The sequence below is a fragment of the Flavitalea antarctica genome (assembly GCF_054461535.1).
In genome coordinates this window covers 1-21185 of record NZ_JBTLQG010000052.1, presented here as the reverse complement: position 1 = coordinate 21185, position 21185 = coordinate 1, and the positions used below count along the sequence as shown (strand labels likewise).

Annotated in this window: 16 protein-coding genes; 11 read left to right on the top strand and 5 right to left on the bottom strand. The window is 44.0% G+C overall.

Going from position 1 to position 21185, the window contains the following annotated elements:
* Positions 1-27: 27 nt before the first annotated feature.
* Entirely contained in the window at positions 28-588 is a 561-nt protein-coding gene (locus tag ACX0G7_RS25755) for a pyroglutamyl-peptidase I family protein (RefSeq protein WP_458926419.1), read from the bottom strand.
* 254 nt (positions 589-842) lie between these two features.
* Between ACX0G7_RS25755 and ACX0G7_RS25750 the strand changes: the two genes are divergently transcribed.
* Positions 843-1019: a DUF1059 domain-containing protein gene (locus tag ACX0G7_RS25750; protein WP_458926418.1), complete on the top strand. Its 177-nt coding sequence runs from the start codon at positions 843-845 to the stop codon at positions 1017-1019.
* Between the two features lie 153 nt (positions 1020-1172).
* On the opposite strand, the gene ACX0G7_RS25745 is transcribed toward ACX0G7_RS25750, so the two are convergent.
* Positions 1173-3551, bottom strand: a complete 2379-nt coding sequence (locus ACX0G7_RS25745; RefSeq protein ID WP_458926417.1) for an ABC transporter permease — start codon at positions 3549-3551, stop codon at positions 1173-1175.
* Between the two features lie 403 nt (positions 3552-3954).
* Here ACX0G7_RS25745 and ACX0G7_RS25740 point away from each other — a divergent pair, with 403 nt between their 5' ends.
* The 3 genes from ACX0G7_RS25740 (at position 3955) to ACX0G7_RS25730 (ending at position 6366) form a co-directional block, all read left to right on the top strand.
* Positions 3955-4233 carry a type II toxin-antitoxin system TacA family antitoxin gene (locus tag ACX0G7_RS25740; RefSeq protein ID WP_458926416.1) on the top strand — a complete coding sequence of 93 codons (279 nt, stop codon included), beginning with the start codon at positions 3955-3957 and terminating at the stop codon, positions 4231-4233.
* On the top strand, positions 4230-4724 hold the full coding sequence (locus tag ACX0G7_RS25735; protein ID WP_458926415.1) for an N-acetyltransferase: 495 nt from the start codon (positions 4230-4232) through the stop codon (positions 4722-4724). The genes ACX0G7_RS25740 and ACX0G7_RS25735 overlap by 4 nt, the downstream gene beginning before the upstream one ends.
* 61 nt (positions 4725-4785) lie before the next feature.
* Positions 4786-6366, top strand: coding sequence for a M81 family metallopeptidase (locus ACX0G7_RS25730; RefSeq protein ID WP_458926414.1), 1581 nt, complete (start codon positions 4786-4788; stop codon positions 6364-6366).
* A 36-nt stretch (positions 6367-6402) separates the two neighbouring features.
* Here the strand turns inward: ACX0G7_RS25730 and ACX0G7_RS25725 are convergent, their stop codons facing one another.
* The 3 genes from ACX0G7_RS25725 to ACX0G7_RS25715 all read right to left on the bottom strand — a co-directional run bounded on the left by ACX0G7_RS25725 (position 6403) and on the right by ACX0G7_RS25715 (position 9005).
* The gene (locus ACX0G7_RS25725) at positions 6403-7122 is read right to left on the bottom strand and encodes a DUF4386 domain-containing protein (protein ID WP_458926413.1); all 720 of its coding nucleotides are present in this window, start codon (positions 7120-7122) and stop codon (positions 6403-6405) included.
* A gap of 102 nt (positions 7123-7224) precedes the next feature.
* Entirely contained in the window at positions 7225-7833 is a 609-nt protein-coding gene (locus ACX0G7_RS25720) for a helix-turn-helix transcriptional regulator (RefSeq protein ID WP_458926412.1), read from the bottom strand.
* The gene (locus tag ACX0G7_RS25715) at positions 7833-9005 is read right to left on the bottom strand and encodes a hypothetical protein (RefSeq protein ID WP_458926411.1); all 1173 of its coding nucleotides are present in this window, start codon (positions 9003-9005) and stop codon (positions 7833-7835) included. Before ACX0G7_RS25715 ends, ACX0G7_RS25720 begins: the two co-directional genes overlap by 1 nt.
* Before the next feature lie 104 nt (positions 9006-9109).
* Between ACX0G7_RS25715 and ACX0G7_RS25710 the strand changes: the two genes are divergently transcribed.
* The 7 genes from ACX0G7_RS25710 to ACX0G7_RS25680 form a co-directional block, all read left to right on the top strand.
* A complete protein-coding gene (locus ACX0G7_RS25710; protein WP_458926410.1) occupies positions 9110-9769 on the top strand; it encodes an NADPH-dependent F420 reductase in 660 nt (219 codons plus the stop codon).
* Positions 9770-10287: 518 nt separating this feature from the next.
* On the top strand, positions 10288-12735 hold the full coding sequence (locus ACX0G7_RS25705; protein WP_458926409.1) for an outer membrane beta-barrel protein: 2448 nt from the start codon (positions 10288-10290) through the stop codon (positions 12733-12735).
* Positions 12736-12914: 179 nt separating this feature from the next.
* Positions 12915-13937, top strand: coding sequence for an alpha/beta hydrolase (locus ACX0G7_RS25700; protein WP_458926408.1), 1023 nt, complete (start codon positions 12915-12917; stop codon positions 13935-13937).
* Positions 13938-13964: 27 nt separating this feature from the next.
* Positions 13965-14780, top strand: a complete 816-nt coding sequence (locus tag ACX0G7_RS25695; protein ID WP_458926407.1) for a hypothetical protein — start codon at positions 13965-13967, stop codon at positions 14778-14780.
* A gap of 378 nt (positions 14781-15158) precedes the next feature.
* The gene (locus tag ACX0G7_RS25690) at positions 15159-17549 is read left to right on the top strand and encodes an outer membrane beta-barrel protein (protein WP_458926406.1); all 2391 of its coding nucleotides are present in this window, start codon (positions 15159-15161) and stop codon (positions 17547-17549) included.
* 153 nt (positions 17550-17702) lie between these two features.
* Positions 17703-20177, top strand: coding sequence for a glycoside hydrolase family 95 protein (locus ACX0G7_RS25685; RefSeq protein WP_458926405.1), 2475 nt, complete (start codon positions 17703-17705; stop codon positions 20175-20177).
* 306 nt (positions 20178-20483) lie between these two features.
* On the top strand, positions 20484-21185 hold a 702-nt coding region (locus ACX0G7_RS25680; protein ID WP_458926404.1), incomplete at its 3' end, for an esterase.

The window sequence follows — 21185 nt, the reverse complement described above, 5'->3', positions numbered from 1 at the left end:
TTTCCAGGAAATGTTGTCTATCACCATTTAAGGTTCGATCTCACCTTGTATGGTCTGAATCGCGGTGTCGAGCGAAAGTAGAACCGCATCAGACAAAAGCTCTTCATTCCATTGTTCGTTGAACAAGGGTACATGGAAAAAAGAAACACATAACGGATAACCGTATAATCTTCGAAAATTTAGTGCGGACCAGTAAGCACATTCGCACACGTATGCCCCGGCATCATTAGAAAACTCCGCTTGAATTCCAAGCCTCCTAAGGCCATGGAGGTTTTCTTCCCATGGCCAAACGCCATGTAACATGTCGGGACCCGGAGTGTCTGACAATTCTATGGGCTTTCTGGCACGCATTTCCAGGTGTACCAAATTAATGTCTGCGAGGCCAGCAAGCAATAACACCTTGCATGATTGGTCAGTTAAAATTCCAGTAATTTCCTCCTGTACTGTCCTGTGTTCAACAGTAAGTTGTTGAATCAGCACTTCATTTCTTTTCCGCTTCACCTCTTTAGCCGTTTCCCAACTTGAATTGATAGCATATTGGTGAAAGGGTTTAAAGCCAGTAACAATAAACTCTTTACGGAATATCATAATCCATCTAAGTTAATCGAAAAACCCTCGGGTGCAAACCACTCAATAGTCTTCAGATTGCACGTATATCGGTGGCACACAGCGGGGCAAGATTTCGACAATTAAAGGTCAATTTTTCCTCTTGGAATTTTTGTCAAAATTGGATAAATTTAAATTAGTATCAAACCTCAGGTATAGCCGTAAATGAAAACTGATTGTGGTTTTGCTCGGAATTATTTTCAGGTTCACCAATAATCACTTTTAAACGTTACAACATGAAAGTTTTATACTGTGCCGATGCCGGTTTCGATTGCAAAGGAGTTATCAAAGCCAACACTGATGAAGAGGTATTGCAACAGGCTGGTAAACATGCAAGCGAAGTGCATGGCGTGAACGTGACTCCGGAAATGGCAAGCTCTCTCAAAAGCCTGATCAGGGAAGAAGAAAGTTGATTTAATAACAGCATTTATTATTTTCAAGGCCATTCCCTTTCGGTTCCTCAAAGAGGAATCGGAAGAGCATTGCTTTGCTTACACGTTGGAAAGCATACGGGCTGCAAACTAAATAAATGATCAATCTGACTATTGCGTTGGACTGACGGCAGTCTACTCCGTCCTCAGATTATCGACCGGATTTCTATTCGCGGCCTTCAAGGTCTGCGACAGGATCGTGGTGAGTCCTAATACAAGCACAATCCCCAGGCTGGTGCCGATTTCGAAGATACCAATCTGGATATTGTATGACTGGATCGTCGACAACAGGTAATCAAACATAAAATACACGAGCGGGATCGTGATGAGACTTGCTATCACTAACAGGATCAAAAAATCTTTTGACAACATCAGGACAAGGTTTCGTGTCGAAGCACCCATTACCTTCCGGATACTGATCTCTTTGAAACGTTTTCTTGTGGTAAATGACACGGAACCAAGCAAACCCATGCAAGCCACGGTTATTGCCAATAGGCCCAGGAAACCCCAGAGCTTCACAATCATCATATAATAGCTAAACGCATCCTTGATCTCATCTGAAAAAAGCTGCGAGGTAAACTTGCCCTCACCACCAATTTTTTTCCAGGTAGATTCCATAACAGGCAGCACGCTGGCAAGATTGGCTGTTTGCAGTTTTAAATTCGCATACATGAACTTATCTGACCGGTATTCAAAAAAGAAACTTTTGATTATTTCTTTTAGTCCCGAGTAATGGAAGTTCTTCAGGATGCCAATGATCCTCACCTCCGACCCATCTCCCAGGATCAGGGACCTGTCGATTGCCGCAAAAGGATCCCTTGGACTTAACATTTTTGCCAGCTCTTCATTGATGATAATCTGTCGCGCATTTTCAGAAGCCTTGGAAGAGAAATCAGATCCTGCAAGCAACTCCAGCTTCATATTCGATATAAAAGCCTCGTTGATGGCGATTGATGACGCCTCGATCGAATCAACGCCATGTGAAACCTTTACAAATTGTTCGGGTGCAGAGCCTATTCCTAATACATGAGATGATAAAGACACCTTTTTTACAGGCGATAGCTTTGAGTATTCGTTCACGAAAATCTGGGGATCGATGTTCTGCAGTTCGACATCAAGTATGTTGCCCTGTTCAAACCCAAAATCATAATTTACCGAATAGTTATACTGGCGGATCATGATCAGCACCGACATCGTAAAGCCAAGAGAAAGTATGAATTGTGTGGTTAAGATCACTTTTCGAAACCATGAGCGACCACTCGACTTCAGTTCCTTGCCTTTCAAAGCATTGAGCGGTGTGACTTTCAGAAAATATAGCGCCGGGATAGCGCCTGCGGTAATGCCAACGAGCAGTGCGAACGCAATAAAGCCCGCAATGGTAGCGATAGTGGGTGTTAGATCGAGTTGCACTGTCTCCACGATTTCATAAATGTAGTCTCTCCGTAGTACTTCATATATGAGGTATGAAAAGATCAGTGCCAGTAGTGACACTACGGTTGCCTCTACGATAAACATCAACATAATATGTTTTCTTTGGCTGCCCAACACCTTTCTTACGCCTATTTCCCGCATCCGCTCCAGCGACTGCGAGATAGATAAATTAATATAGTTAGAACAGGCTGGTATCAATATCAATAATGTGATGGAGCCGGTTAGGAATATGGAGAGATAGTCCCAGGTTGGCCCGATTGAATTCACGATCGCTGGTCCGGGGGCGATTTTATCCAGTCGTTGTAATTTAAATGAAGCCTTGAAATCTTTTTTTGTGTAGCGCTGCTTCGTGATCTTGTTCAGCGATTGTTGTATGTTGTCGGGCACGGCATTTTTGGACAACAGAATGTAGATATAAGAATCCATGAATGGCTGCCTGATGTCGAGCTTCACAGGCGTCAACGTTTTCAAATGTGATTCGTAGGTAGAAAAAGATGCAATCGCGCCGAACTGCATATGCGAGTTGGGGGGAACATCTTTGAATATGCCGGTAACCATCAGGTCGCCATAAGGCCCGGCTTTGATGAACTGACCCATCGGTTCATTATTACCAAAGAATTTCTTTGCTTCAGTTTCAGAAATAACGATGGAGTTTGGCTGGCTAAGTGCTGTCGCTTTATCGCCTTTGATCAACGGGAAATTAAATACCTGGAAAAATGCCGGATCAGCAAAGTAGCCATTAACATAGATTTTTTTATCGCCGTAAATCATCTGGCCGCCAAGAAATTCATTGATGCGGATGACTTTTTCTACCCCGGATATGTCCGTTTTGAGATGGTGGGCGACCTCCAGCGGCGCCGAAGCCAGGTATGGATTTTCTTCATTGTTTTGCAATAGGCTGTTAACCCGGTAGATCCTGTCCCTGTCCGGATGAAAGTCGTCATAGCTGAATATAAAGACCAGCCATGCGATATAGAGCAGGCACAACGACATCCCCAGCGCCAGGCCAAATACATGTAGGACGGTAAATAATTTATTCTTGGATAGATTTCGCCAGGCGGTAAGGAAGAAGTTTTTAAACATAGCAGTATGATTTGTTGAACAGACACTGAAAACATTCGCTGGCTTTCTTTTTCCTGGCCAGGCTGGTAAATGCAATACATGATGCCATGCATCGCAGATCCGGTTTGGTTTGTTGTTTTTGTCGCCCGGCCCGTTCAAATATTACAGGATGATTAACTTATATCCCCGAAATGATGACGAGCGGTAGCAGGCTGAATACTAAAGTATCAACAACAGTCTGAAACGCAGAGGGGAGGTGATGAAAGCCCGGTTTTTTGTGGTGGAAGCCGGCATTTTGGGTTTGGGGCAGAAGCTTGTCAGGACCATTCCTTTGAAGAGGGCCTGCATTTTAATATCTTGGCTGCCGGTACTGGATTATTTGTACGGATATTTACCGTACATTAGTATTTGCAAAACTTAGATTATGGACAAAGAGACAGCGAGGTTTGATACAAGACTCCCCAAAGCGCAAAAGGAATTTTTTGAGTATGCTGCAAATTTGGGCGGTTACCGGACATTGACTGAATTTGTGATTATTTCTGCTCAAAGCAAAGCAGATGAAATTGTCAAAACTCATAATGCCATTATTGCATCAAAGCGCGATCAGGAAATCTTCTTTGATGCGTTGTTAAACCCCTCCAGACCAGGTAAAAAACTCATTGCTGCCGCGAAGAAATACAACAAATTGGCTAAGCAAAAATGAGTTATATAACGGTGCCCCTCGATTCTTCGTATAAGAGAGAGCCATTCAACTGCGGAAAACCGATCCTGGATGCTTATTTACATAAACAGGTAAGACAGGATGTAAAAAGAAAACTTTCAGCCTGTTTTATTCTTCCTGATAAGAAAGAAATCAAAGGCTATTACACGCTTTCGTCTGCTGCTGTGGAGCGGGGACTGCTGCCGCAGGAGATTATTACAAAGTTACCACCTGCCTACACAAACCTGCCCGCAATATTATTGGGCAGATTGGCCATCAGTAAAACTTATCATCGCCAGGGATTAGGAGAAGCGATACTGATAGATGCTTTAAAGAGAAGCTATTTTGCGTCATCAGAAGTCGGTTCAATGTCAGTAGTTGTCGATCCGATTGACGAAGATGCGATCACGTTTTATAAGCGCTACGATTTTATTCTTCTCCCCGATAGCCGGAAAATGTTTTTACCGATGGCGACCATTGCATTATTGTTTTGAAAACCGCTAACAGTTGGCCATTGTATAACCTTATATCGGTATCTTGATCAAAACTTCAAAGTTGAATAGATCAATTATCATAACCGCACTGGCATTTGTTGTATTCCTGGTTGGCTGCAAGGATGAGCCAGATAACAACACATCGGGCTCCAAACGCCTGCCTCGGATTGCCATCGCCGGCCTGGGTATCGAGTCGAGTACCTTTTCACCTGCATTAACTGACTCTGCTGCTTTTCATGCTAAATATGGATCTGATATTTTCAGGAACTATCCATTTATGGCCGCTGACTCATCGATCCGCAAGCGCGCGGAGTGGCTACCTGCATTGGTTGGTAAGTCGCTCCCCGGAGGGGCGGTTACACGCGAGGCCTATGATGCACTATCGAACAGGTTACTCGACTCATTAAAAAAACATATGCCTTATGATGGGCTGTTTTTCGATATCCATGGCGCAATGAGTGTAGTGGGCCTTGATGATCCTGAAGGTGATCTGTTAAAACGAATCCGTGAAGTGGTTGGATATGAAACCCTCGTCTCCACATCGATGGACCTTCACGGAAATGTTTCCGAGTCACTCGCCGGAAATTCAGATCTCATTACGTGCTATCGGATGGCACCTCATGAAGACGCGATGGACACAAAACGCCGTGCGGTTGAAAACTTACTGCAACGGATTGAAACCGGCAAAGGTAAACCTGCATTCAAAGCCTGGATACCTATACCCGTGTTATTACCCGGCGAAAAAACAAGCACAAGGATCGAACCGGGTAAATCGATTTATGCGGAGGTTGATCCGGCTTCCAAACGGCAAGGAGTAACCGACGCCGCGATCTGGATCGGATATGCCTGGGCAGATGAACCACGCAATCATGCCGTCGTGATGGTGACCGGCGACGATAAAACAGCCGTCACAACTGCTGCTGAGCAATTAGCGACACGCTTCTGGAACGCAAGAAAGGAATTTGGTTTTGTTGCGCCGACCCTGCCATGGAAACAAACACTGGACTCGGCAGTCAACAGTTCCAAACACCCGTTTTTCATAAGTGACATGGGCGACAACCCAACGGCCGGTGGCGCAGGAGATGTTACCTGGACACTCAATCAGTTACTTAACGATTCAAGATTTAAAACAGCCAATGGGCCTTCCCTGATCTATGCGTCTATTCCCGGTCCCGAGCTGGTAGCTAAGGCACTTGAAGCGGGAATTGGGGGAAGGGTGGATGGATATGCCGGTGCAAAAGTTGATTCAAGATTTTCGCCCCCGGCGCATATCAAGGGCACTGTTCATTCGATAGTTAAAGGGGATAAAGATGCCGTGGTTGAAGTAGTGATCAAGTCGGGCAGCCTCTACATCATCGTAACAGAAAAAAGAAAACCTTATCACGACGAGATAGATTTTACAAGGCTGAATCTTGCACCCAGGAAAACGGATATCGTGGTAGTGAAGATTGGCTACCTTCAACCTGAATTGTATGCCATGCGGGCAGACTGGATCATGGCACTAACGCCCGGTGGTGTTGACCAGGCTATCGAGCAACTGCCGTATAAACGCATCAGGCGGCCCATGTTTCCTTTTGATAAGGATATGGCTGATCCGGATTTATCGGCAAGATTGATTCCTGTATCAGGCGAAAGAAAATAATCAAATTGTAATCTTCCGAAAACCTCTTGTTGTTCATCAGGTCGTCATTATTTCCTGTTGATCTTTAACTCCCTTAATTAATAACCATAGACAAAGGGAAAACTCGCCGACGAATGCAACTGCTGCGAAATAAGGAAACAGAGGGTTTGCAAAATCCCTTGACATGATCATGATAAATGTGTTGGCCAGATAGCTGATTCCTGCAAGTGCGTAAAGAAATCCCAGGAAACGTGGCACAAGCGTTGACTTCATTATAAGATATCCCACTATAATACAATAGCAACCAAAGAAAACCAGGCCGATGCCATAACCCTGTGCCTGCAGATCGAGTGCATGCATCGATAGGGCAGCTAACTGACCCGGCTCAAAGGATTTCATGTAGGCATTATTCCCTAATAAGAGCAGCGGTGAAATTTGATTCAATAAGTTGGTGGCGATGATTGCCGTTTGTATAATTACAAAAAGCAACGCAAGACGGATAAGAAATTTGTTTACGTGCTCGAATAAGATATAGACGATCAGTATAACCGGAAGTCCGCAGATGAAATTAACAAGGTCCGCAACTAACCCTAAGCGCGATAACATTTCGGAATTCCTCAGGTGATTGGCTATTTCAAGGGGATCACCGTGTATTCTCAATTTCTGCCTGACGAAAATCTCGGCAAATAAACCGGTTGAGATAACGATGAGATAAAACAAGCCTGCGATTTGTGCTAATTTCTTTTTTGGGTAGACTCCAGGTTCTTTCGGGTACATCGGTCAAATATATAACTAAGAACACGTTTTAAGAAGCGTTGTCTTTGATGGTGATGAGGACAACTGTCGTTTGTTAATAAAGTTCATTCACATTTGAAGGATTCATTCAAGATCCATCTTCATTGCTTTTATAACCGCCTCTGATATTGACATCACCCCAAGCTTCCGGTATATATGTTTTACATGTGTTCTCACTGTTTCATATGAGGTGCCAGTGGTATGCGCGATCTTTTTTAAATGCACGCCTTCTCTTAGTTGTTTGAGAACTTGTTTCTCCTTAACTGTCAGATGATAGTCGTCATCAGCTTTTTTCGGGCCCCCATTTTTTTGATGCAATAGCTGTTGCAGCAACACATGCTGCTCGTCTGATCTGTTTTCTAAAACCTGATTCACTTTTTCAATCAATGATTGAGGGCCTCTTGATAAATCTATAATTCCCGCGAGTCCGGTGTTTATCACATCAAGCGCTTTCGTATCCTGGATATCATCAATTAATAACATTACAGGACAATGATAGATGGGAGCTGATTGGGATAATCTTTCAAGGTTGATATAGTCGGTCAATAAAATCGAGGTGTTGACCCTTGTTGTTTGAGTTTCAGCTCCGTCATTCACATATGTGGCGGAATATCCTGATGCAAATCTGAGCGACCATGCAAGGGTTTCTCCAACTGCCGGACGACTATGCAATATCGTGATGTGATGACTCATCAATAGTAGCCACTGATTTTCGATGCTAATATCGCATTTGTGAGGTTGGTGATGGTTGCTGGCTTGTCGGCCCTGATCCATGATGACACAGCAGCCTGGAGTGGTTTGGTAACGGATTCCGGTAGTTTTTTAACCTTTGGATGTATTAACATATAAGCGTACTTCCCTCCCTCTTCTGTATTATTTTTTCTAACCATGCAGTCAATGAGCACAAAAGCATAAGAAAAGATCAGCGGTTCCGCATTCCAATGGTCTTTTGCCTGTCTTGCATAATCTTCCGCATAAAGCCAGTTGTTTCTTTTAGCATGTATCCAGGCAAGGTGAGCTTTTGCATAAGGCACATAAGAAAGATTGCCCGTTTGAGTTGCTTTTTCGAGGGTAAGATTTGCCCATTGTTCGGTCATGCTGATATTGTTTTGCATTCTATAACCCACCGCCAGGTAATTATATGCCATAAGCAAAGGACCATAATGTTTCTCCCTCAGAAACCCAACTGCTTCCATAAAATACTGGCGTGAGATAGTAATTTCTTCGTTCCATAAATAAATGAAACCGGCATGGCAAGTGGCAAACCCTAATCTAACAGGATCACTACAGGAACGGGCGAATTGCAGAAAGTACTCTGCATGCGTAAAAGCTTCTTCCGGCATCTTATACCAGCGATACCGGATTAGTGACGACAGGCCAACAACATGCATGAACCCTATCTTTAAATTTACATCTTTCATAGAGTCCTGCAGGCGCCTGAGTTCCCGGACGGAATCTTCTACCTTATCGTAGTCATAAAGAAAGTAATTCACAAAACCACCCTCTATGTGTATCCGGAAAAATTCGTCAATAGCTTCCTGGGTGCTGATCGGTATATGTTTAATGGCTTGAAGGGCTTCGTCGAATGACCTGGAAGCAGCGGGGAAATTTCTCTGTGCGTTATGTGATGCAATAATCTTCCGGTGACACCTCGCGATAGTTATTTTGTGATCTGTTTCATTGATGATCTGCTGAAATTTATCACGACTTTCGGCATGCAGACCAACCTGGTCGAGGACATCTGCATATTTCTCAAGCTCTTTAAAATAATTTGAAGTGCCCGCTGAATTGGACACCCTGTTACAGGCATCGAGCGTCAGCGCTTGTTGTTCATCAGAAAGATGTCGGACATCTATAGACGTCATATTCTGAATATTCTTAATAAGATACGAATAAATATTGATGTACCCCAATTGTGGTATTTGCCAGGGATGTGCTCCAGCGTAAATTCAATTAATAATTAAACCGCATGAGGATTGGAATCTTAGGAACAGGCATTGTTGGCGCTACTTTAGGCAGCCGCCTTGTACAAAACGGTCATGAAGTGATGCTTGGTTCGCGCTCCGGCTCAAGCGAAAATTCTAAAGAATGGAAGAGTCAACACAATGGGAGGAGTTACGAAGGGAACTTCCAAGAAGCGGCCTCTTTTGGAGATATCGTTTTTAATTGTACCATGGGAATCGCTTCCCTCGATGCTATCAGGTCCGTCGGTAGCGAAGGATTGAATAATAAGATATTGGTTGATGTTGCTAATCCCCTGGATTTTTCTAACGGCATGCCGCCGAGGCTAACGATCGGCAATGACAATTCATTGGGAGAAGAAATTCATAGGTTGTTGCCCGGGACTTCTGTCGTAAAAGCGCTCAACACGGTTAACTATGAGATAATGGTAGATCCTGGCAAGATCAACAATGATCAGAATGAGTTATTCATATGTGGAGAAAGTGCCGATGCAAAACAAACAGTCACTTCTTTCCTGGTCTCAGAATTTGGCTGGCACCGGGAAATGGTGACGGACCTTGGTGGTATAATAAACGCCCGGGCAACAGAATCCCTGATGTTGTTATTTGTGAGCCTGGCCATGAAGTACGGTACTTTCTACCTGGGTATAAAGACATTTCATAAATAACCCATAAAACAGCTGTTGGGATAGCACAACTTCTAGCTGGTCGCTTAATACAACATACAACTGTTGGCTTTGGACAACATCCAGCTGCTGGCTTTGCATAACGTAGCCGAAATGATCAACTAACCTCCTAAACCTTAAACCTTTTTTTATGTGAAAGTTTGTATTGCGGGCTCCTGGCATTGTGATTATTCACAGATTTAGGAACAGATATATCGCGCTAAAATCACTAACTTAGGATAACGATCCGTATCCTCACGGAGCTCGCCAATCCGCCACTTGATTCCCTGCTAATTTAATTGCCGCCACCCGCTTATTTCAACTGATAGTAGCATCCGCCTGCTGACCCGCTTTCTTCGGTCACCTGCACCCTCCTGTCTGTAATTCAATAGCCAAAAACCGTTTTTGCTCTTGCCTTGATGTATTCGCCTGATGAATCAATAATGATTCATTCTCCGCAAGAGTATTGCTTGTCCGGAATCTGAGATTGGCCATAATTCTTCACTCCAAACTCCTGTTTGATGACAAGTCTACGCGGTATAAGGGCATTGATACTAAGTCTTTGCTACTGGCTCAGCCCCGACATGCAACATGCCGGCCATGCGCAATCATCCATCTATGGTAGTGTTAAGGATAGCACGGGAAGCCCCGTGGCGGCTGTAAATATTCTGCTGTTGAAAGCTACGGATTCTTCATTAGTAAAGGGGACCGTAACCGCAGCGTCAGGAGCGTTTTCTTTCACAAACTTATCTGCAGGTAAGTACTTTACAACAGCGAGCTGCGCAGGGTATCATCAGCGCTCCGGCCAGGCATTTGAGTTGACGAACTCGGAAGGGCAAAAAGATTTAGGGACAATTCACCTAAATGTCAACAGGGTGGATTTAACAGCGGTAACTGTGGCAGTGAAAAAGCCACTGCTTGAACAGAAAATTGACCGGCTGATTATCAACGTTGAGAACAGCGTTACTTCCGCAGGCAATACGGCCTTGCAGATTCTCGAACGTTCCCCGGGGATCAGTGTTGATCACCAGAACAGTCTCATTTCCATGAACGGGAAAGATGGAGTGATGTTGATGATCAATGGAAAGATCACGCGCATGCCGATCGCCGGTGTGGTTCAAATGCTGGCGGGCATGAACGCTGATAACATAGAGAAGATAGAGCTGATCACAACCCCTCCTGCCAATCTGGATGCAGAGGGTAATGCAGGGTATATCAATATCGTGTTGAAGGAAAACAATGCAATGGGAACCAATGGCTCTTACTCCGCGACCTTAGGTTATTCTATAGATCTGCTGAGCCAGGCCAGTCTCAATGTCAATCACCGGAAAGGTAAAGTCAATGTTTATGGCGATCTTTCTTATTCTGATGTCAAAAATAAATTCACGGCGGATTCCTATACAAAGATTTCCTCGAATGGGACAATCAACGAGGTCTACTTCGTGGATGACCGGATCAGTCACCCAACAAACATTGATGGAAGGCTGGGAGCTGATATCGAGCTTTCAAAAAAAACAATATTGGGATTTCTGTTCACCGGCCGGGTCAACAACTATGCAATGGATGAAAACAACAGTAATCAATTTTATAAGAATTACCAGCTTGATACTACGGTGAAACTGGTTAACGACGAAGTTAACCGGTGGACAAACTACGGTGCCAATATCAATCTGCAACAGGATCTGAAGAAAAAGGGAAAGCTGTCCTTCAACCTCGATTATATTCACTACGTCAATAACCAGGATGTGAATTATCATACAAAGTACTACGATGCTTCCGGCAATTATATTTATCCGCGTAATTCGAAGACTGAGAAAAATACCCTGATCGACTTCTGGATCGCGGCCGTGGATCATGTTGTTACTTTGTCGGATAAGGTAACTTTAGAATCGGGGCTGAAACAAACAATTTCAGCTTTCACCAATGATGTGAGCTTTGACAATGAAATTGGTAGTGCGGTGGTGAGGGACAAATCTTTATCCGCAAAATACAAACTGCATGAAGAATACCCTTCCATATATACATCTGCAAGCATTAACCTGAATAAAAGGACAAGTCTGAAGATGGGCCTGCGATATGAATACACTTTTTCTAATTTAGGTACGGAGGATATCAAAGACATTATCGACAGGAAGTACGGGAATCTGTTTCCGACTTTGTATATCACCCATAAACTCACAAGCAAAACTTCGGTGAATTTTTCATACAATAAAAGGATAACACGTCCTACATTCAGTAACCTGGCTCCGTTCACTTATTTTGTTAGTACGAATACGGTGCTGACGGGTAATCCTTTGCTGCAACCCGCGATCAATAATACGATCAAAGTGGATTATGTTTTTGGGCAATATTTATTTTCTATTGCAGCAGGAAGAGAAACAAACACGATTACGGGCTTTCAACCAGAATCTGATTCGATCAAAAATCAGATCGTCTATACGCCTCAAAATCTTAAAAACTCGAAGAACGTTACCGGGATATTCTCAATACCTGTTACGGTGAACAGCTGGTGGACGATGCAGTTCAACGTTACGGCCATCTGGGAGCAGATTAATGCAGTTTATAAAAAGGAGGATCTGAGGATGGCACAGACCAGCGTCAACATCAATGCCAATCAGCGTTTCACCCTCCCGAAAAATTACTTTTTTGAATTGACGGGCTTTTATCAATCCGGAATGCTTTCCGGAATAGTTTATCGTTCGGGATACGGTTCAATGGATATCGGTATAAAAAAAATTCTGCCTAAAAAATATGGATCGTTGTCTCTTAATGCTGCAAACGTCCTCAATTCTGTTGTCCTCGACCTGGACTGGAATCTTCCTTCTCAAAATCTTGTAGGCGATTTTTACCTGATGCCATTCCGTCGGAGCATCAAACTTACCTATTCTAAAAGTTTTGGAAAGGACAAGTTGAAAGAAAAAAGAAAACGCACCACAGGCGCTGATGACGCAAAAAGCCGGGTTGATTGAATTTGCAGTCGCTTTAGTTTCAGTCGCAGGAAAAGTGGTCACTCTGCTATCAGTCCAGAATTGGTTACAAAAAAGAAAGGATGATGCACCTTTTAGCAACAGACTTATCACAGAAACTTTGAAATGATGATTAGAATACGGAGCTTCGAATCATCGCAAAAAAGTTTCAAGCAAAAATCATGTATAAAAATCTCCGGCATACAAGCACGACAATCTTTCAATCGATTACTTTCCAATTTGTATCTCTGTTTATAACGCTGTTTTATGTCAGCCAACCGTTATCAGCCCAGCAAAATCTGCCGGCTAAGAGCCAGTCAGCCGTGAGTAACGCCCAGGCTTTCTGGGATGGAGTAGGTGGGGGTAAAGCGGTGTCGTTGTATGAGGGTAAGGTCCCCAACAGCAGGCCTGCTCCTGCGAGTTATAAAGAAACAAACGATAACGCCTGGTCGAGGAAGGTCACTGATCCGGAGATGATACCGTTTCTCCCGGAACGTGGAAAGGGCACGGGAACCGCAATAGTCATATTTCCGGGCGGGGGTTATTCAGGTCTTTCGATCATGAATGAAGGTGCTAACATTGCGAAAGCGTTCAGGGATGCGGGCATTGCTGCGTTTGTGGTGAAATACCGGCTTCCGTCCGATTCGATCATGATCGACAGGTCCGTTGGTCCGTTGCAGGATGCGCAGCAGGCTATTAAGATAGTGCGGATGAATGCCGGCAAATTCGGGGTTGATCCGGGAAAGGTGGGCGTCATTGGTTTCAGTGCGGGTGGGCATCTTGCATCCACTGTTGCTACTCATTTTGATACGACGACCATTGCGAATGCCGACAAAACCAACCTTCGTCCTGATTTTGCTATGCTCATGTACCCGGTGATAAGTTTTGGCAAGTATGCACATGCCGGATCGAGGAAAGCGCTTGTCGGTGCCGATAGTCTAAGCGCTTTGGCGCGCAGGTATAGCAATGAAGTGCAGGTAACTGAAAGAACGCCGCCGACATTTTTGGTTCATGCGACGGATGATAAGGTTGTGCCCGTAGAAAACAGCGTACTGTTTTACCAGGCATTAATGGAACATAAGGTTACCAAATCTGCGATGTTTGTTTTCCAGGAAGGAGGTCATGGTTTCGGGCTTGAAAACAAAAAAACAAGAACCCGTTGGTTTGATCTTGCGTTGGAATGGCTGAAGTTAAATGGATTTTAGGGTGATTGAAGATAAATTGGATCTAGGATGACATCAGTAATAGCTTCGGTTAAGGTGGTCGCATTTCTTTCTGTTTTGATTTTGATATCTGCCTGCAACAGTGGCGCGAAGAAATTGCAGCTACACAGTCAGTCTTCTCTTACCGGTTCTGAATTTTATAAAAAGGCGGCCGCAATGGCCTGGAAAGAGCGTGATTCGTTTGCGTTGGCCCAGTTCCGGGCGGGTAATGTTCCGGATTTCTTGCTGAAGTTGCAGGCTGTGCATACTTCATACAAAGATTCTTCAACCGGCAAAACTTACAATGCGATATTTTATGTTACGCCCGATTATTTCAGTGTCGGCACTAATGATGACTGGGCACGGATCCCGCTCACGCCTATGGCAGCGAAGCTAATTGCTGATAGCCTGAATTGTTTTCTCCCCTCACGAAAAATGGTCGATGATATTTACAAGGCCGCCGCTGTCAAACCTGAACCTGTGCCCATGTATGCATTTCGCGACAGCACGCCTACGATGTGGCAGCATCACTTGATCATCGAGGGTCAACGCAAAGGACGGAAAGGCTTAATTGCCGGGATAAAAAAGGATGTGGTGAATACCGCTAAACTTCTAACCTATCCTAAAAGTGATCGGGTAGCTATCTATGGCTGGCACAAAACCGATGGCAAGCCAATACAACCTTTGTATACCGGTCATGTGGATTGGTACGTCGATTACAGTCATGGCATCCGTCTGGTTAGCCGGAAGATAAATGTAGATGGCAAATGGATGGATTATGCCGAAATTTTAAAGGACCCCGGGCTGAAACATCTGCTTTGTGATGAGGACAATTGTACCTGGTAACACAAATTCAGGTGAAAGAAAATTATCGTGATCCCCGTAATCATCAGATGATGATCCCACACTTTCGGGTATAGATATTTCCCGGGATATTGTTTATCTTAACATATATCAACGTCTGCTAATCGGTCGCAATCACAATCCTGATCCGCCACTCTACCAGAATTCAGTTCCGACTTAACCCGTTGCCCACAAACCAGCAACAAAATTGTCTACTGACCATAAAACCTTTTATAACTCACCCTGGTGAACGCATCGGTGTCACTCTGCATTAATAGCCTCCAGCTCGGAAATCAGTCACTCCTTCACATGTAATTCTGTATGATGATAAGGCCCCGTTGTGTACGAGTATTGGTAACATACTTCTGTTTATGTTTCGGTTTGGAAATCGGGCAAACTATAAATGCTCAATCCACGGTTCATGGTGATGTTAAAGATACTGCCGGGCTTCCCGTGCCCGCCGCGAACATACTTTTATTAAGGGCCATAGATTCTGTCCTCGTCAAGGGAACGGTAAGTTTGGCTTCAGGCGAATTTTCCTTCATGGATGTCCCCGCAGGCAGGTATCTCACAACGGCAACCTGCGCAGGGTATTTGCAGACATATAGTTCAACTTTCGACGTTAAGAACTCTGATCTTCAAAAACATTTAGGCACAATCAGATTGACCGAGAACAAACTTGATTTGAAGGCAGTAGTTGTTTCAGCGAGAAAGCCTTTATTAGAACAAAAAATTGACCGGTTGATAGTTAATGTGGAGAACAGCATTACCTCGGCCGGGGGTACTGCTTTGCAAATTCTTGAACGATTGCCGGGAATCATTGTGGATCAGCAGAATAACCTGATTGTTATGAACGGCAAAGATGGAGTGATGTTGATGATAAACGGGAAAATAACACAGATGCCCGCTTCAGCCGTGGTTCAAATGCTGGCTGGAATGAGTGCTGATAACATAGAAAAAATAGAACTGATAACCACACCCCCGGCGAATCTTAATGCGGAAGGGAATGCAGGATTTATCAATATCGTGCTTAAAACAAACAATCTTTTTGGCACCAACGGATCATATTCGGCTACACTTGGTTATTCGGTTGATCTTTTAACCCAGGGCAGTCTCAACATTAATAACAGGAAAGGGCGGGTCAATGTGTATGGTCAGTTGTCGTTCTCCGATATCAAAAACAAACTAACGGCTGATACCTACACGAAGATTTCATCTAACGATACCATTAACGAAGTAAACTGGATCGCAGACAGAATTGGTCGCATTACCAATTTTGAGGGCAGGCTGGGTGTTGATATAGACGTCTCTAAACGTACAATAGCAGGAATCCTGGTTTCCGGTCGTAGCAACACCTACAGCATGGATGAAAACAACAGGAATGATATTTATAAAAATCAACGTATTGATACCGTAGTCAGGCTGGCGAACGACGAGGTTAATAGCTGGACTGACTACAGTGCCAATCTAAACCTGCAACATGACCTAGAAAAAAAAGGAAAAATATCATTGAACCTGGATTACATTCATTATATCAACGATCAGGAAGTAAACTATCGAAAAAAATTTTACGACAGTTCCGGCGTTTTTGTATATCCACAAAACTCCCGGACCAACAAATATACCCCTATCGATTTTTGGATTGGCTCCCTTGATTATTCAGTTTCATTATCGGACAAAGTTATACTTGAGACAGGATTTAAACAGACAATCTCAACATTGACTAATGATATAAGCTTTGAAAACGAAGTTGGAAATTTATGGATAAAAGACAAATCTTTTTCAGCAGTTTACAGCCTCCGGGAACAATACCCGGCAGTGTACGGTTCATTAAACCTGTCACTAAACAAGACGACTAATGTAAAAATGGGCCTTCGATACGAGTACACAGTGTCCAGGCTGGGCGCCCAGGATACAAGCGTTATTATCGATAGAAAGTATGGAAATCTCTTTCCAACCATATTTGTTAGTCATAAACTAGCAAAAAACACATCACTGAATATCTCTTATAATCAACGCATAACCCGTCCCACTTTCAGTAATCTTGCTCCTTTCACCTATTTCGTGAGTCCATCATCCGCAGTGACAGGCAACCCAACACTTCAGCCTTCGATCAATAATACCGTAAAATTAGATGTAGTTGTTAAGCAGTTTCTATTTTCATTAGCGATTGGAAAAGAAACAAATTCAATTACCGGCTTTCAACCGGATCCTGATTCGATCAGGAACAGGATTATCTATAGCCCGCAAAATCTAAAAAACAAAAAAAGTATATCGGGCATTTTTTCGCTCCCCGTGACTATCAACAGCTGGTGGACAATGCAATTCAATATCACCGCAAATTTGCACCAGGTCAACGCGATCTACAGGAAACAGGATATACGGCTTGTTCAACGCAGTGCTACCATAAATGCGATTCAACGGTTCACTCTACCCAAAAAATACTTTCTTGAATTAACGGGCTTCTACCAGTCTCCTTATCTCGATGGCCTACTATACCGGGCCGCTTTAGGCTCACTTGATATTGGTTTCAAAAAACTTTTGCCAGGGAATTATGGGACAGTGTCACTGAATGCTACAAATATTTTGAATACGATGGAGTTCAGGAGAGAATGGGACATGCCTGCACAAAACCTTGTGGGCTATTTTTACATGACCCCTGCCCGCGGAAATGTGAAACTGACATATTCAAAAAACTTCGGCAAAGAAAAATTAAAAGAAAAAAGAGCAAGAGTCACTGGTGCTGATGACGCAAAAAGCCGGGTCGAGTAAAACGTATCACATCTCAAGCAATATGGTGTGGCCCGATAACAGGAATCAGCTTCTGTTTTCTACTTATCCTCATAGTTTATAGTATAAGTCGTAAATTCTGGTTTGTTTTAAAATCAACTTTGCTTCACCTGGACTTATTTAAATGAAAAATGAATGAAAGATCTGTTCCTCATCCTTTTATGTTTTGCATCATTCACAGGAATATCTCAATCCAATCAACCATTAAAACTCTGGTACAAACAACCGGCCGGTCAAACCTGGGAAAACGCCCTGCCAATCGGCAACGGCAGGCTGGGAGCCATGATCTATGGTAATGTAGCCCGGGAAACTATTCAATTAAACGAACACACGGTATGGAGCGGCGGTCCCAACCGGAATGATAACCCCCTGGCGCTCGACTCACTCGCCATCATCCGTCGACTCATATTTGAGGGCAAACAAAAAGAGGCAGAAAAAATCGCAGGTCGGGTGATTATTTCCAGAACATCTTCCGGCCAGAAATTTGAACCCGTCGGCAGCCTGCAACTCGCTTTTGAGGGTCATGAAAATTATTCAGACTATTACAGAGAGCTGGATATCGAACGGGCAGTGGCGCGGACAACCTATACTGCCAATGGTATAAAATATACCCGGGAGGCCATCGCTTCTCTTCCTGACCGGGTGGTGCTGATGCGACTGACCGCAGATAAACCAGGCAACATTTCTTTTACTGCGTTTTTTACAACACCTCAGAAAAGAGCCACCATCAAAACAACCCCACTGCCTCATGGAGCAAAAGAGCTGACGATTTCTGGAATCACATCCGACCACGAAACGGTGAAAGGCGAGATAAAATATAAAGGCATCGTACGTCTGAAGCTGGAAGGTGGAGACCTCACTGCCACTGACACATCACTGACCATAAAAAATGCCAATGCAGTAACCGTCTTCATTTCTATTGCAACTAACTTTAATAATTATCGAGACCTGGCCGGTGACGAAAACAAAAGAGCTGCTGATTATCTCAATACCGCCTGGTCAAAACCTTTTTCTACTTTATTGCCTGCACACGTGGCTGCTTATCAGAAATATTTTAACCGGGTCAAGCTTGACCTCGGTACTACTGAAGCTGCCCTACTTCCGACAGATGAACGCCTGAAGAAATTCAACTCAACCACTGATCCGGGTTTCGTTACGCTCTATTACCAGTTCGGTCGTTACTTGTTGATTTCCTCATCACAGCCGGGAAGCCAGCCTGCCAATCTACAGGGGATCTGGAATGATAAGATAAACCCACCGTGGGACAGCAAGTACACGATCAACATCAACGCCCAGATGAACTACTGGCCAGCCGAAAAAACAAACCTGGCAGAACTGCACGAGCCCTTTATACAAATGGTCAGGGACCTGTCTGTAACAGGCCTGCAGACTGCCAGAAATATGTATGGTGCCAGGGGCTGGATGGCCCATCATAATACGGATATCTGGCGCACTACGGGTGCGGTTGATGGTGCCACCTGGGGTATTTGGAGTGCGGCCGGCGGATGGCTCAGCCAGCATCTTTGGGAACGCTATCTCTATAATGGCGACAAAAAATTCCTCTTATCCATTTACCCGGTTTTAAAGGAGGCCGCAACTTTTTATGTTGATTTCCTGGTGGAGCATCCGACAAAAAAGTGGCTGGTGATAAACCCGGATATGTCGCCTGAAAATGCACCGCAGGCACACCAGGGTTCTTCTCTTGATGCCGGCACCACTATGACCAACCAGATCGTGTTTGATATCTTTACTTCGACTATAAAGGCAGCAAAACTGTTGAATAAGGATGCCGCTTTCGTTGATTCGTTACTGCAGCTTCGCAAACGCCTGCCCCCAATGCAGGTCGGTCAGCACAACCAGTTGCAGGAATGGCTCGATGATATCGATGATCCAAAAGATAATCACCGTCATATTTCTCATCTCTATGGGCTGTATCCTTCCAACCAGATTTCGCCCTATCGTACACCAGAATTATATACTGCAGCCAAAACAACATTGATCCATCGTGGTGATGTCTCAACGGGATGGAGTATGGGATGGAAAGTAAACTGGTGGGCAAGATTGCTTGATGGTAACCATGCTTATAAACTGATACAAAATCAATTATCACCGGTTCAGACCGATGGACGTGGAAGTGGCGGTACCTATAATAACCTGTTTGATGCACATCCGCCATTCCAGATCGATGGAAATTTTGGATGTACCTCTGGTATAACCGAAATGCTGATGCAGTCTGCTAACGGCGAGGTTCACCTGCTCCCGGCACTCCCGGATGCCTGGCGGTCGGGCAGCATTGGTGGATTACGGGCAATAGGTGGGTTTGAAATTGTTGGTCTGGAATGGAAAGATGGCAGGCTTGTAAAAGCGGTGATCAAATCTAATCTTGGTGGCAATCTGCGTTTGCGTACACCGAATGTTATGAAACCAGGAAATGGAATTGTACTGAAGAACGCAACCGGTAAAAACATGAATCCTTTTTATGAGGTTGAAGAAACCGTCGCACCGATCATTTCAGAAAAAGCAGGATTATCGCCCCTTGCGCTAAAAGAGTCGATGCTTTATGATTTGTCCACTGTCGCAGGAAAGACATATACCCTGATTGCTGATTGAATTGATCTGAATTCTTTTGCCAGATAGAGGTTACTCAATAATGTTTATTCGATATGGGTTATTCAATAGGGGTTAATCAGTAAGTCAATATTGATAAAGGGTACTCAAAAAGTTTAAGTCAATATTCGATAAGGGTTATTTCACAGGGTGTTAATCAATACGTCAATATTCGATAAGGGTAACTCAATAAGTTTAAGTCAGTAAGGTTCATGAAAGGTTAAGTCAGTAATGTTCATCAAAAATTTAAGCCAGTAAGGTTTATCAAAAAGTTTAAGTCAGTAAGGCTGATTAAAAAGTTTAAGTCATATGAAAATTCAACTGATCATGCGTTCGCTTTTGTTGGTGTTGTTTGTGACGCTGTCATTCTTCGCCAACACCCAACAGAATGCGCCGGCCTTTGAATCGCCGGAATTACATCCGGATAACAAGGTGACTTTCCGGTTTCTCGCACCCCACGCAAAGGACGTGAAGCTCAGCGGACAGTTTCAGAAAGCGCCTGTAGCGATGATGAAAGATGAACGTGGTATCTGGAGTGTGACGGTCGGCCCGGTAAAGCCCGATATGTATCCTTACAATTTTGTTGTTGACGGAACTTCATTACCAGATCCAAAAAGTGCAGTGCTTTTCCCCAACGAAGGGTTTAAGAGCAGTGTCGTTGAAATAACCGGTAGCGTGCCATTGGTGCATACCATACAGGATGTACCGCATGGAACGCTCAGCTACCGGTATTACAATTCGCCTGAACTCGGTGTACGTCCCGTAATCATTTATACTCCTCCCGGTTATGAAAAAGACGCCTCGAAAAATTATCCGGTATTGTACCTGCTTCATGGAACCACTGATACCGAGGAAACATGGACCAAGGTAGGCAGGGCAAATGTTATCCTGGACAATCTGATCAGCCAGGGAAAGGCTCAGCAAATGATCATCGTGATGCCCTATGGCCGTGCGTATCCGAAAATCAGCAAATCATCAGGTAGCCTTAGAAACTGGGACAACCTGCAGGAG